General features: G+C 72.3%; 10 protein-coding genes. 6 read left to right on the forward strand and 4 right to left on the reverse strand.

The window, feature by feature from the left end; genetic code table 11:
- Window positions 1-206 precede the first annotated feature (206 nt).
- Complete coding sequence (locus ACFVXA_RS32870) at window positions 207-1,934, forward strand: PP2C family serine/threonine-protein phosphatase (RefSeq protein ID WP_390028138.1); 1,728 nt, start codon at window positions 207-209, stop codon at window positions 1,932-1,934.
- A gap of 62 nt (window positions 1,935-1,996) precedes the next feature.
- A complete protein-coding gene (locus tag ACFVXA_RS32875) occupies window positions 1,997-3,739 on the forward strand; it encodes a pyruvate dehydrogenase (RefSeq protein ID WP_362017562.1) in 1,743 nt (580 codons plus the stop codon).
- Window positions 3,740-3,806: 67 nt separating this feature from the next.
- Here ACFVXA_RS32875 and ACFVXA_RS32880 read toward each other — a convergent pair whose 3' ends face one another.
- A complete protein-coding gene (locus ACFVXA_RS32880; RefSeq protein ID WP_390028097.1) occupies window positions 3,807-5,162 on the reverse strand; it encodes a helix-turn-helix domain-containing protein in 1,356 nt (451 codons plus the stop codon).
- A 303-nt stretch (window positions 5,163-5,465) separates the two neighbouring features.
- Here ACFVXA_RS32880 and ACFVXA_RS32885 point away from each other — a divergent pair, with 303 nt between their 5' ends.
- Complete coding sequence (locus tag ACFVXA_RS32885) at window positions 5,466-5,969, forward strand: hypothetical protein (RefSeq protein WP_362017564.1); 504 nt, start codon at window positions 5,466-5,468, stop codon at window positions 5,967-5,969.
- Between the two features lie 112 nt (window positions 5,970-6,081).
- Here the strand turns inward: ACFVXA_RS32885 and ACFVXA_RS32890 are convergent, their stop codons facing one another.
- Window positions 6,082-9,090 carry an alpha-mannosidase gene (locus tag ACFVXA_RS32890; protein WP_390028098.1) on the reverse strand — a complete coding sequence of 1,003 codons (3,009 nt, stop codon included), beginning with the start codon at window positions 9,088-9,090 and terminating at the stop codon, window positions 6,082-6,084.
- A gap of 215 nt (window positions 9,091-9,305) precedes the next feature.
- Here ACFVXA_RS32890 and ACFVXA_RS32895 point away from each other — a divergent pair, with 215 nt between their 5' ends.
- Window positions 9,306-9,758, forward strand: coding sequence for an ATP-binding protein (locus ACFVXA_RS32895; protein WP_362017566.1), 453 nt, complete (start codon window positions 9,306-9,308; stop codon window positions 9,756-9,758).
- A 106-nt stretch (window positions 9,759-9,864) separates the two neighbouring features.
- Here the strand turns inward: ACFVXA_RS32895 and ACFVXA_RS32900 are convergent, their stop codons facing one another.
- Both ACFVXA_RS32900 and ACFVXA_RS32905 read right to left on the reverse strand, forming a co-directional pair.
- Entirely contained in the window at window positions 9,865-10,905 is a 1,041-nt protein-coding gene (locus ACFVXA_RS32900; protein WP_362017567.1) for a DUF2637 domain-containing protein, read from the reverse strand.
- A gap of 303 nt (window positions 10,906-11,208) precedes the next feature.
- Window positions 11,209-12,057 (reverse strand): (2Fe-2S)-binding protein, encoded by an 849-nt coding sequence (locus ACFVXA_RS32905; protein ID WP_362017568.1) that lies wholly within the window; start codon window positions 12,055-12,057, stop codon window positions 11,209-11,211.
- Window positions 12,058-12,213: 156 nt separating this feature from the next.
- On the opposite strand from ACFVXA_RS32905, the gene ACFVXA_RS32910 reads away from it, so the two are divergent.
- Together ACFVXA_RS32910 and ACFVXA_RS32915 are read left to right on the forward strand one after the other, a co-directional pair.
- Window positions 12,214-13,137, forward strand: a complete 924-nt coding sequence (locus ACFVXA_RS32910; protein WP_390028099.1) for a GntR family transcriptional regulator — start codon at window positions 12,214-12,216, stop codon at window positions 13,135-13,137.
- Window positions 13,138-13,366: 229 nt separating this feature from the next.
- Complete coding sequence (locus tag ACFVXA_RS32915; RefSeq protein WP_383741364.1) at window positions 13,367-13,546, forward strand: hypothetical protein; 180 nt, start codon at window positions 13,367-13,369, stop codon at window positions 13,544-13,546.
- Window positions 13,547-13,638: the final 92 nt, after the last annotated feature.

Consider the following 13,638-nt stretch of genomic DNA (forward strand, 5'->3'; position numbering starts at 1 on the left):
CCGCGGGGCGGGGGCCCGCCGCCCGGCGGCCGGGCGCGCCGCCGCGCGACGTCCCACCGCGGCCGGGGCGGCCTCCCGGCGTGCCGGGCTCGTCTCCCGCCGAGCCGGAACAGCCGCCTGTCGTGCCGGAGCAGCGCGGTGGCGCCTTCGATTCCGTCCCCGCCCCCGTTTCCGGGAGCTGGCCCGGCGCGACACCGCGCTCCGGCCTGTGGGAGCGCGGTGACTTCGCTGAGGCACGTCCGGACGCGGACTCGCCTGGGAGTGGGGACTCTTCCGGGGCGGGTGCCGGTTCGGGTCCGGTTGAGCGTGGTGGGTTCTCTGGGGCACGTGTGGATGCGGACTCGTTTGGGCGTGGGGACTCTTCTGGGGTGGGTGCCGGTTCGGGTCCGGTTGAGCGTGGTGGGTTCTCTGGGGCACGTGTGGATGCGGACTCGCTCGGGCGTGGGGACTCTTCCGGGGCGGGCGCCGGTTCAGGTCCGGTTGAGCGTGGGGACGTCTCTGGGGCGGGTGCTGGTTCGGGTCCGGTTCAGCGTGGGGACCTCTCCGGGGCGGGTTCGGGTTCGTTCCAGCGTGGGGGGCTTGCTGGGCAGCCCGCGCCGTGGGAGCCGCCGCCCGTCGAGCCGCCGCCTCCCGCGAGCTTTCCGCCCGGGCCGACACCGCCGGGGTTCCGCTCGCAGGAACCGGGCGGCGGTATGCGCCAAGAGCCGCTGAGCGGTACGTCCGCGGAGTCACCGGGCACGGCCGTGCCGGCGTCCAGGGCACCCGTGGACGTACCACCGGCCTCGCCGCCGGCGCGGGCGGCCGTGCCACCGCCCCCCGCGTCGCCCCCCGCGGTGCCCCCTGGCGACACCGTGCCGTTCGCTCCGTCCGACGGCCCGCCCCCGCAGCCCGCCTTCGCCCCGCGGGACACCCCGCCCCGCGCGCCCGAACCCGAACCCGAATCCGGTCTTTCCGTCCCCCGACAGCCCCCGGTCGTCGACCACGTCGGCTCGGGGCCGCCCACCTACGACGCCGAACCGACCGCGCTTCCGCCCGCAGACCCGGACGACCTCGACGATCTGGTCGCCGACACGGTGCTGGACGGGGCGCGCTACGGGACGAGCACCCTGCGGGCGGTGTCCGTGCGCGGGGACTCCGCGCGCTACCGGGGCGAGCCGCGCCGGGACTCGCTGCTCACCGCCCGGTTCGGGGCGGGGGAGCAGGCACTGGTGCTCGTCGCGATGGCGACCGGCGCGCGGGCCACCCCGGGCGCGCACCGGGCCGCCGCGGAGGCGTGCCAGTGGATCGGGCGGGCCGTCGGGCGCAGTCACGCCCGGCTGGCCGAGGACATCCGGGCCGCCCGGCGCGGGGACCTGAAGTCGGGACTGCACCGGCTCACCGACCGCAGCCTCGGCAAGCTGCGGGCGAGCGCGGCCGAGCAGGGCGTCGAACCCGAGGAGTACACCGCCAGCCTGCGCTGCCTGCTGCTGCCGGCCGACCCGCAGTGCCGTACGCGGGTCTTCTTCGGCGTCGGGGCCGGGGGCCTGTTCCGGCTGCGGGACGGCGAGTGGCAGGACATAGAGCCACGGGTCGCGGAGGCCACCGGCGAGGCAGTGGTCGGCTTCGGCTCGCTGCCGCACGAGACCCCCGAGGGCGACCGGCTCACCATGGACCTGGGCATCACGACGCCCCCGAGCCCGTACGAACCGGCGCCCGAGCCGCCCCGCGACCCCTTCCGTTTCCGCGCCTCCGTCGCCCGCCCGGGTGACACGCTGCTGCTGTGCACGGGAGGCCTGGCGGAGCCGCTGCGCGGGGAGCCCGAGCTGGTCGAGCACCTGACGACGCGGTGGTCGACCGGGGAACCGCCCGGTCTGGCCGCGTTCCTCGCCGACACCGTGGTGCGGGTGAAGGGGTACGCCGACGATCGGACAGCCGCTGCCGTTTGGGAGGCGTAACCGCGCGCCCTGTGAATTCATGGATCCAAGGGATCCATGGATTGCGAAGAGGTGCGTGAAGCATGGCCAAGCAGAACGTCGCCGAACAGTTCGTCGACATCCTCGTCCGCGCCGGCGTCAAGCGCCTGTACGGCGTGGTCGGCGACAGCCTCAACCCGGTCGTGGACGCCATCCGGCGGAACTCCGCCATCGACTGGATCCACGTCCGGCACGAGGAGACCGCCGCGTTCGCCGCGGGCGCCGAGGCGCAGATCACCGGCAAGCTCACCGCCTGCGCCGGCTCCTGCGGCCCCGGCAACCTGCACCTCATCAACGGCCTGTACGACGCCCACCGCTCCATGGCCCCGGTCCTCGCCCTCGCCTCGCAGATCCCGTCCAGCGAGATCGGCCTCGGGTACTTCCAGGAAACCCATCCGGACCAGCTCTTCCGCGAGTGCAGCCACTACAGCGAGCTGATCTCCAACCCGAAGCAGATGCCGAGGCTGCTCCAGACCGCGATCCAGCACGCGGTGGGCCAGTCCGGCGTCAGCGTGGTCTCCCTGCCCGGCGACATCGCCTCCCAGCCCGCTCCGGACAAGCCCCTGGAGACCGCCCTCGTCACCTCCCGGCCCACGGTCCGCCCCGGCGACACCGAGATCGACAAGCTCGTCGCGATGATCGACGAGGCCGACAAGGTCACCCTCTTCTGCGGCAGCGGCACGGCGGGCGCGCACGCCGAGGTCATGGAGTTCGCCGAGAAGATCAAGTCCCCGGTCGGGCACGCGCTGCGGGGCAAGGAGTGGATCCAGTACGACAATCCCTTCGACGTCGGCATGAGCGGACTGCTCGGCTACGGCGCCGCCTACGAGGCCACCCACGAGTGCGACCTCCTCATCCTGCTCGGCACCGACTTCCCGTACAACGCGTTCCTCCCCGACGACGTCAAGATCGCCCAGGTCGACGTCCGCCCGGAGAACCTCGGCCGCCGCTCCAAGCTGGACCTCGCGGTCTGGGGCGATGTGAAGGAGACCCTGCGCTGTCTCATCCCGCGCGTCCGCCCCAAGGAGAACCGGCGCTTCCTCGACAAGATGCTGAAGAAGCACGCCGACGCGCTCGAAGGCGTCATCAAGGCGTACACGCGCAAGGTCGAGAAGCACGTCCCGATCCACCCGGAGTACGTCGCCTCGGTGCTCGACGAACTCGCCGCCGAGGACGCCGTGTTCACGGTCGACACCGGGATGTGCAACGTCTGGGCGGCCCGTTACATCTCGCCCAACGGGCGTCGTCGCGTGATCGGTTCGTTCTCGCACGGCTCGATGGCGAACGCGCTGCCGATGGCGATCGGTGCCCAGTTCACTGACCGGAAGCGGCAGGTCGTGTCGATGTCCGGCGACGGCGGATTCTCCATGCTGATGGGCGACTTCCTCACCCTCGTCCAGTACGACCTGCCGGTGAAGGTCGTCCTGTTCAACAACTCCTCTTTGAGCATGGTCGAGTTGGAGATGCTCGTCGCCGGGCTGCCCTCGTACGGCACCACGAACAAGAACCCCGACTTCGCCGCCGTCGCCCAGGCCTGCGGCGCCTACGGCGTGCGCGTCGAGAAGCCCAAGGATCTCGCCGGTGCCCTGAAGAACGCCTTCAAGCACAAGGGCCCGGCCCTCGTCGACATCGTGACCGACCCCAACGCCCTGTCCATCCCGCCGAAGATCAGCGCGGAGATGGTGACGGGCTTCGCCCTCTCCGCGTCGAAGATCGTCCTGGACGGCGGGGTCGGCCGGATGGTGCAGATGGCCCGCTCCAACCTGCGGAACGTGCCCCGGCCCTGAGCCGGACAGGTTTGCGGTCTGTCCGGCGGATCGTGCCGGAGACGCGGCGTCCGCCGGACTGGCCCTCCTAGCCGGTGAGCGGGGTCCAGCGGCGGCCGGAGTACCAGTAGTGCGGCAGGCCCTTGATGCCGCTGGTGCGGAACGGGCGGCCGTGGTCGTCGATGCGGAGGGTGCCGCTGTGTCCCTGGGAGGACCAGTCGAGTTCGAGGTACCAGCGGCAGTCGCACTTCTCGGTCCGGGCGTCGACCAGCAGCACTTCCGGGTCCTTCGCGGACACCCGGTAGGGCAGGCTCCTCGCGGGGACCGTCCTGCCGGTGTCGCTGCCCGGGACCGGGTGGGCGATGGGCCGGTCGACGTCCAGATCGACGGCGAAGGAACGGGGTGTGATGTCTCCGCCGCAGCCCTGGTCCATCGCGTAGACCGTGCCCTGCGCGGGGGCGGCTCGCCCGACGACCCGGACGCGGAGCGCCTCCAGGACGACGGCCGTGTCCGTCCGCCCCTGCACCGAGATCTCCACCAGCGTCTCGTGCCCGTGCACCGCGCTCTGCGTCTTGGCCCAGGTCTCGGCGTCCTGCGGGGCCGGGGGCGGCGGGACCTGCTCGGGTGACTTGTCGATGACGTAGTCGTGGCTGCATCCGAGCTGCCAGAGCTGCGAGTCGGCGGTCCAGGTGAGGGGCGCGGCCGTGGGGGAGCCGGCGGAGGAGCGCGCGGACGGTGACGCCGAGCCGCGACCCGCGCCGGGTGCCTTCGGCGAGGTCGTGCCGGAGCTCCGGCCACCGCCGGCGGAGGCGGAGGAACTCGCCGACGGGGTCGGTGAGCCGTGCCGTCCACCGGAGGCCTTCGGGGAGGACGCGCCGGGTGCCGTCGCCGAGGACCCGCCGGACACCCGGTCGCGGCCGGCGGAGGAACGGTCCGCCGACAGTGCCGACAGGCTGCCCAGCGTCGCGAGCAGCGCGGTCACCACGGCCGCGGTGAGTGCGACGCGCCGCCGGTACCAGGGGGCGCGGTTCGCCGGGCTCGGGCCGGGAAGGGTCGTCGCGGTCGCCGTCGCCGCGGGTGCGTCGTCCTCGACGGGTTCCGGTGCTTCCGGTGCGGATGCCTCTGGTGCGGAAGTCTCCGTTTCGGGTGTCCGCGTCGCGGATGTCCCCGGCGCCCCGGACGTCCGCCCCCGCTGTCGCGCCGCCACCGCCAGGATCCACAGCCGGTGCAGCTCGATCCGCTCGGCCGGTGTCGCCCCGCACATCGTGGCGAACCGTTCCACCGGCGCGAAGTCCAGCGGCACCGCGTCACCCGCGCAGTAGCGGTGCAGCGTCGAGGTGTTCATGTTCAGCCGGCGTGCGAGCGCACCGTAGCTGCGGTCCGTGCGTGCCTTCAGACGCCTCAGCAGCGCCGCGAACTCCTCGACGTCGTCCCGTGTGGACACCGTTCCCCCGTACTGGTCGCCGCCCGTCTGGTCGGGAGGGGCGTTTTCCGTCCCGGGACGGCATCCCAGGCACTCCATAGAGGTGCACGTCAGCAGGCCTGGGATGGTTCCACCGTTGCGGACAGGGCGGCGGCTGTTGCGGATGCCCCGAGGGGCCGTTGATGCTCTTGGTGTCGCACCGACCGCCGCCCGAACGACCGTCCGGCGGCAGCGGGAGCCGCCCTCGCGCCACGGGGGTCGAGAGGGCGGCTCGCGGCTTCGACACCATTCGTTCGCACCAGCCGAAAACGGGGACATCCACTGATGAACAGCAACACCACCGCACGCAAGCCCGCTCGTCGCGCCGCTCTCCTGGCCGTTGGCCTCGCCGCCGCCCTCGCTCTCCCGCTCGGGCTCAGCGCCTCGGCGCAGGCGACCCCGGGGGCGGCCGCCGCGCAGCGGACGATCAGCGGCAAGCCGGCGGACAACATCACCCGGATCGCCGACTTCTACGGCGCCTACATCGACGCCCAGAGCGACCCGGACCGCCACGGCGGCAAGCTGGCCACCGAACTGCGGAAGTACTACGTGCAGTCCGCCTACCTCAAGAAGGTGGAGGCGTGGGAGGCCAAGAACCACGCGGACGGCATCCTGCACGCCCAGAACGTCCCGCTGAAGTGGAAGGTCACCGACAACGGCACGGCCGACCACACGGAGGCCGGGATCACCCTGACCTGGGGCGGCGGCACGACCACCAAGCTCGTCGTCGACATGAACCGGAACCACAAGATCATCCACATCGGCGACAAGGGCATCGGCGGCAAGTAGCGCGCCGCCGCGCCCAGGGTCTGTCCCGCGACCTGATCCGCAGGTAACCGACGGCAACGCCGCGGACAGGCGTGCCGAGCCCCGCGTCTCCGGCACGATCCGCCGGACAGCCCTAGGCCGGCCGCAGTCGCAGCGTGAGGATCTGGAACGGCCGCAGCTCGAAGTCCGCCGGGGCTTCGCGCTGCGGCCGTTCCAGCAGGTCGGTCACCTCGGCCCGCGCCACCGGGAACCCTGTGGTGAGGGTGGCCCGCGCCCGGCCGCCCCGGGACTCGTACAGCCGTACCACCACATCGCCGCTGCGGTCCTCCGCGAGCTTGACCGACTCGACGGTGACGGCCGGGTTGTCGACGCTCACCAGGGGTGCGAGCGCCGGCGCCTCGGTCACCCGAAGCGGCAGATTGAGCGCGAGCCCCTCCGCGACCGCGTCCCCCACCCCGGCCCCCGGCAGCAGCGCGTAGGTGAAGCGGTGCGTGCCGAGGTCCGTCTCCGGGTCCGGGCTGTGCGGTGCGCGCAGCAGCGTCAGCCGTACGGTGGTGCCGAGGCCCTCGGGTCCGGGCGCCCGTGTCACATCGTGGCCGTACGTCGAGTCGTTGAGGACCGCCACGCCGTATCCGTCCTCCGCGACCCGCAGCCAGCGGTGCGCGCAGATCTCGAAACGGGCCGCGTCCCAACTGGTGTTGGTGTGGGTGGGCCGGTGCACGTGTCCGAACTGGATCTCGGCGGCGGAGCGCTCTGCGTGCACGTCGAGCGGGAAGGCGGCCTTCAGGACCTTCTCCGACTCCTGCCAGTCGATCTCGGTCACGATGTCCAGGCGGCGGCTCGCGGCCGTCAGCCGGATCTCCTGGGTGACGCGGGACTTGCCGAAGACCCGGGTGACGCGCACCACCGCCCGCAGCGGCCCGCACTCCACGAGATCCACCGACTCCGCGGCCGTCAGATCCGTGTGGGTCCGCCGGTAGTGGCGGTCGATGTCCCAGGCGTCCCAGGCGTTGGGATGGTCCGGGTGGAGCTGGAGGAGGTTGCCCGGGCCGCCGAGCACTTCGCGGTCCGCCGCGCGGTCCCGGACGGAGGTGAGCAGTCCATCGCGGTCGACCGTCACCCGCAGCCAGGAGTTCTCCAACAGGAAGACTTCCCCGGCCCGTTCGGCCCGGACGTCCTCACCGGCGGCGGCCGTCACCGGCGCGCTGCCGAGGCCCGGCACCGTCACCAGTCCGTCCCCGACCACCTCCGTGCGCTCGTACGGGGAGGCGTTCAGCACCGCGCGCGGGCCCGGCCCCAGTGCCCGTACCGCCTCCGCGGTGATCTCCTCCAGTTCCGACAGCACCCGCGTGTACGTCTCCCGGGCCTCCCGGTGCACCCACGCGATCGACGACCCCGGCAGGATGTCGTGGAACTGGTGCAGCAGCACCGTCTTCCACAGCCGGTCGAGGGCGTCGTAGGGGTAGGCGTACGCGGGATCGCGCACGGCCGCCGTCGTGCACCACAACTCGGCCTCGCGCAGGGCGTGTTCGGACCTGCGGTTGCCCTGCTTCGTCTTGGCCTGGGTGGTGTACGTGGCCCGGTGCAGCTCCAGATACAGCTCGCCGGACCATACCGGCGCGTGCGCCCCGTACTCCTCCTCGGCGGCGGCGAAGAACGCCGACGGCTTCTCGATCTCGACGCGCGGCGAGCCCTCCAGGGACCGCAACCGGCGCGCCTTCTCCAGCATTTCGCGGGTCGGGCCGCCACCGCCGTCGCCCCAGCCGAAGGGGACGAGGGAACGGGTGGCGCGTCCCTTGTCGGCGAAGTTGCGCTCCGCGTGGGCGAGTTCGCGGGCGTGGAACTGGGAGTTGTAGGTGTCCACGGGCGGGAAGTGGGTGAAGACACGGGTGCCGTCGATGCCCTCCCACCAGAAGGTGTGATGGGGCATCTTGTCGGTCTGGTTCCAGCTCAGCTTCTGGGTGAGGAACCAGCGGACGCCCGCGAGCTTCGCGAGCTGCGGGAAGGCTGCCGTGTACCCGAAGGAGTCCGGCAGCCAGATCTCCTCGGTCTCGACACCCAGCTCGTCCTGGAAGAACCGCTTGCCGTGCACGATCTGCCGGGCCAGCGCCTCACCCCCCGGCATGTTGGCGTCCGACTCGACCCACATCGAGCCCACCGGGGCCCAGTTCCCCTCCTCCACGGCCTTCTTGATGCGCTCCCAGATGTGCGGCTGGTGCTCCTTGACCCAGGCGTACTGCTGGGCCTGCGAACAGGCGAAGACCAGCTCCGGGTAGTCACGGGCCAGTGCCGTGACGTTGGCGAAGGTGCGCGAGGCCTTGCGGACCGTCTCGCGCAGCGGCCACAGCCACGCCGAGTCGATGTGGGCGTGCCCGGCCGCCGAGATCCGGTGCGCGCTCGCCGACGCGGGCCGGGACAGCGCGTCCGCCAGCTCCGCGCGGGCGGCCACCGCCGTGCCGGACACGTCGTGCAGGTCGAGAGCGTCCAGCATGTTCTCCAGCGCCCGCAGGATCTCGTGCCGCCGCGACCGGTCCGCGGGCAGCTCGTGCATCAGCTCCGAGAGCACCTCGACGTCCAGCACCAGCTGCCACACGTCCTCGTCGAGTACGGCGAGATCGGCAGCCGCGAATCGGTAGACGGGCCCATCGCCGGCGGTCAGCACGTCCCCGAGGGACGTCGGCTCGAAGCCGTGCAGGACGGCCGGGTTGGCCGCCGCCTCCAGCAGCAGATGGACGGCCTCGCCTCCCCTCGCCGGTGCCCCCACGGTCAGGTGCCGGTTGCGCGGGTGAATGCCCTTGAGGGGGACACCGGCAGCGTCGTACAGCAGCCCCTCCGCCTGGAAACCGGGTCCGTCACCCGTGAACCCGGGGTCGACCACCACCTCCACCCGGCGGCCCGCCCACTCCTCGGGCACCCGGCCCTCGATGCGGAACCAACTCGTCGACCAGGGCTTTCCCCAGAGCGTGCCGGTCGTGAAGGTCTCGTACGTGGCCTGCAGCGCCTGGTCCACGGGCACCGGCTCGCCGGGCACGTGCCACACGGACAGCACCAGCGGCATCCGGTCCGCGTACTGCGCGGGGCGCAGGAACTGGCGCAGCGCGCGCTCCAGGCGCCCCTCCACCAGCGAACGGTCGTCGTGCACGGCGGCTCCTCGCGCTCGGACGGCTCTGTCCACAGTGTCACTTCCCCGCGGGCGCGGCGCGCATCCGTGACCGTACGGCAGGTGGTTGACCATTCGACATGACTGCCGCGTTCCCGATGGGGCATGGATCCCCGTGAACGTGTTCGAGTAGGAGGGGAACCGACATCGGCACGCAGGCGGGGGTCATGAAGAGGCAGGCACGAGGAGGTGGTCCCATGACCAGGGGGGCCTCCTCCACCGAGGCAGTGGAGGAAACGGCGGACGAGGTGCCCGACCAGCCGGACGGCACGCAGCTCAGGCGCAGACTGGGCAGGGCGGATCTACGCGCGGTGCCCGAGGCCCGGAGGGCACTGAGGGAGCTGTTACGGCACTGGGGGAAACCGGGAAGGTCCGAGATAGCCGAGCTGTTGACCAGCGAGCTCGTCACCAACGCACTCATCCACACCGACCACGACGCGATCCTGACGGCCACCGTCGGGCCCCACGGACTCCGCGTGGAAGTAAGGGACTTCGTGGGGCGCAGGCCCCGGCCGCGGGTACCGATCGCCGACGACGGTACGCACGGCAGAGGTCTCGTCCTCGTCCAGTCCCTCGCGGACGCGTGGGGCGTACGGGCGCACGGCGTGGGCAAGGCGGTGTGGTTCGAACTGGACGGCGGCGCGGTGTAGGAACACCGCGCCGCCGTTGTCCTGCTCGCTCGTCCTGTCCCGGGTCCGGCCGTCACATAGCCGGACCGTCCGGGCTCGGGCTCGGTATCGGCCCTGGGCGTCGGACTCAGCCGAACTGCTGCTCCAGGTCCTTGAGCTTGCGCTCCAGCGAGTCGAGTCGTGGCAGGGCCATCGTGTCGTCCTCCGCGGTGAGGTCGACGGTGATCGGCTCAGTGCTCTTCCGGACGGGGGTGAGGGACGGCCGCGAGCGCACGGGCAGCTGCTCCGGGGTCGATATGGCAGGCTCCGCGGAGGCCTGGGCGGGAGCGCGCTCCACAGTGGTCTCCAGCTGCTGCCGGGCGCCGCCGCGGCCGGGCAGGCCACGGTGACCGCGGCTGAGCGCCTTGAGGTGCGCCCGCTCGACCCGCTCCTCGTTCCGGCGGCGCAGTCGGTTCTGCTCCTTCTGGCGCCGGTCCTCGCGGACCTCGTCGACGGCCTCGTCGAGGGTGCGGACGTTCTCCAGGAGCATCAGCGACCAGGCGCTGTACGTCTCACGGGGCGCGCGCAGCCAGCGGACGATGCGGATCTGCGGCAGCGGACGCGGCACCAGGCCCTGCTCGCGCAGCGCGGCCCGGCGGGTCTGCTTCAGCGCGCGGTCGAACAGCACCGCGGCCGACAGCGACATGCCCGCGAAGAACTGGGGAGCGCCCGCGTGGTCGATGCCCCGGGGCGCGTGCACCCAGTTGAACCAGGCCGCGGCACCGGCGAACGTCCATACGAGTATCCGGGAACCGAGCGCCGCGTCACCGTGGCTGGCCTCGCGCACCGCGAGGACGGAGCAGAACATGGCCGCGCCGTCCAGGCCGAACGGGACGAGGTACTCCCAGCCGTCGGAGAGGCCGAGGTTCTGCTGGCCGAAGCCGACCAGGCCGTGGAAGGAGAGCGCCGCGGCGACCGCGGCACAGCAGAACAACAGCACGTAGGAAGCCGTGCCGTAGACGGCCTCCTTACGCCTGCGCCGCTCCTCGCTGCGCTCCCAGGAGTCGTCGCTGTTCGTGCTCTCCCCGGACCGCTTGCCGCGCGCGAGCACCGCCACCGCCGCCAGCAGGCCCAGGAGCAGAACGGCGCCCGGAAGCAGCCAGTTCAGCGATATGTCGGTCAGTCTCATCTGGGGTCCCTTGCATTGGGATAGGGCGTAACGCCCGCCATAGTGGCCCAATCCCGTCAGCCCTCAGGGGGTTTCGGGGCAAGAGGCCGCCAAGAGAGTGCAAGGGGATGCGCAGGGCGACATTCTGCTCGAACTGCCGCGCGAGGGACGGGAGTTGAGTGCGAATAAGATTACCCGTACGGATGGTTCCAGGGAAAGTTCCCGCGACACGTGAGGAAGTTGTGAATCGACCGTGATCCGAGGGGTGTCTCAGTCGAAGTGGATCTTAGGGCACCCGAAACCCGTCCGACCGGCGGGGTCACCTCAACTGGCGGCGGCGGTCGTCAACTTGGTCACCCGGTCCGCGTCGCAGGTGCGCGGGCAGGTGGCGCAGGTGTCCTCGGGGCGCAGCGTGTAGAAGAGGCAGCAGCTCGCCCGGTCGCGGGTGGGCAGGGACTCCCCGCCCGGTCCGGTCAGTTCGCGGAACGCCGCCGACCCGACGTACGGCCGGGTCGCCCCCGGCAGCAGCAGCTCCAGCTCGCGCGTCGCGCGCCGCTCCTCGCCCATCAGGTGGGCGACGTACCAGAGGCCCTCGACGACCTCGTCGGTCGCCATGCCCCACAGCGTCCGGCCGCGCCGCCGCATGCGCGGGCCGAAGCCGCCCAGGACCGGCTCCAGGTGCTCGGCCACGGCCGCCCGCACCTCCTCCCGCAGAGCCTCCTCGTGCGGGACGACCCGGGCGCCGGGCAGACCGGCCGCGGGGTCGTCGGGCAGGCAGGTGAAGGAGGTGACGCGCACGGCCATGCGGCCGAGGGTGCGCTGGTATGTGACGTGCTCCACAGGAAGGCGGGGTACGCGCCGCTCCAGGAACCACGGCACGGTGATCAGCAGGCAGGCGGGCCAGGCGTACCGGTGCAGCCCGAAGCCGGCCACGACGTCGGGGCGCGCCCGCTGCCCGTGGTCCCGGATCACCTGCGCCTCGTCCCAGGCGAGAAACGCGTCGAGATCGGCCCCGCCCTCCGCGAGCCGGGCGGCGGCGACCCACCCCCCGCCCCGTGGGGCCGCTTCCCCGGGGCCCAGCTCGGTGACGCCCAGCCCGGGGAAGGCCTCGGTCAGCCGGGCGTACGCGCCGGCGACGGCCGAGGCGGTGGGGGACAGGGCGGGAGCGGACATACGGGGACCACCGCTTCACGATCGTTTGTAGGTAAGGCTTACCTTACTCGAAATCCGGGATGTTTGAACTGAGGCCATCTGCGCCTATGGTGCTGACGGACGGGCGACAACCGCCGCTATGACCCCTAAGTACCACCGACCCCGGAGGAGGATCCTGTGGAGCAGGCCGGTCCGCGCAGCGCGCACGGCTCCGCCGGGGCGGGGGTCCCCGACATCCGCACGGGGGCCGTCCGGGTGCCCGCACAACCGCGGGCCGCGGACGTGGACCGCGAGCGGGGTGTCACAGGCCGGGCGGCCGGCGCCGCTGCCGCATCCCGTCCCGCCGCTTCCGCCGCTTCCGCCGGATCCGGCGGCCCTGTCGGTACGGGCACGGGTACGGCCGCCGGTGCCGCGGCGCGCGGTGAGCACACGCACAGTGAGACGCCCATCCCGCGCCCCCCTGCCGAGGGCGCCCGTCCCGTCGTGCAGCGTGCCTCCGTACGCGGCCAGATCCTGGACGCCCTGCGCACCGCGCTCGTCGAGGGCGAACTCGCCCCCGGAGAGGTGTACTCGGCGCCCGCGCTCGGCGAACGCTTCGGGGTGTCCGCGACACCCGTACGGGAGGCGATGCAGCAGCTCGCGCTGGAGGGCGCCGTCGAGGTGGTGCCCAACCGGGGCTTTCGCGTCGTGGAGCGCGGCACGCGGGAGCTGGCCGAACTCGCGGAGATCCGCTCCCTGATCGAAGTCCCGGTGATGCTGCGCCTCGCGCGTACCGTCGCCGCCACGCGTTGGGCGGAGCTTCGCCCGCTCGCCGAGGCGACGGTACGCGCCGCGTCCTCGGGCTGCCGCGCGACCTACGCCGAGTCCGACCGCGCCTTCCACCGCGCGGTGCTCGCCCTCGCCGGAAACGCCCAGCTGGTGCGGATCGCGGACGACCTGCACCGCCGCGCCCAGTGGCCGCTCGTCGGGGGCCCCGCCTCCCGCGGCCGGGCGGACCTGGTGGCCGACGCCGCCGAACACACCACCCTCCTGGACGCGTTGATCGCCGAGGACCTGACGGTCGTACAGTCCCTGGTGCGGGAGCACTTCACCGGCGCGTAGCCGCCGCGCAGGGCCGCGCTCGTCGCCGGTACGTCCCTGTCACGGCACCCGCGTCACGGACGCGTCGACTCCACGCAACAACTCCCTTACCCGGGCAACCCGTACCCGACCGAGGGCGTGCTCTCCCGTGCAGGCACGACCACTTCTCTCCTCGGGGGCGACCACGATGTTTCCCGATCCCGGCCGGCAGGCCCAGCAGCGGTTCGACGAGTCACGGCGATTCCGTGACATGAACCAACAGATGGACGCGCAACGCCGTCGCCGCGCCCGTGGAGGCTCCGGCGCCGGCGGCTTCCTGACGTTCCTGATCCTGGTAGCCGTGATCGTCTATGTGGCCCACGACCCCGAACTCCGCACCACGGTCACGACATTCGCCCGGAACGTGTTGGCACACGTCCAGAGCGACTAGCGCCCCTCCAGGGGCGGGGGGCTGTGACACATGTGGCTCCGTCGCGTGGGCGCGACCGGCCACCGACCGCCCGCGGTGTCGGCACAACACCG

It is taken from the genome of Streptomyces sp. NPDC058246, assembly GCF_042881985.1.
In the GTDB taxonomy this organism is placed as follows: Bacteria; Actinomycetota; Actinomycetes; order Streptomycetales; family Streptomycetaceae; genus Streptomyces.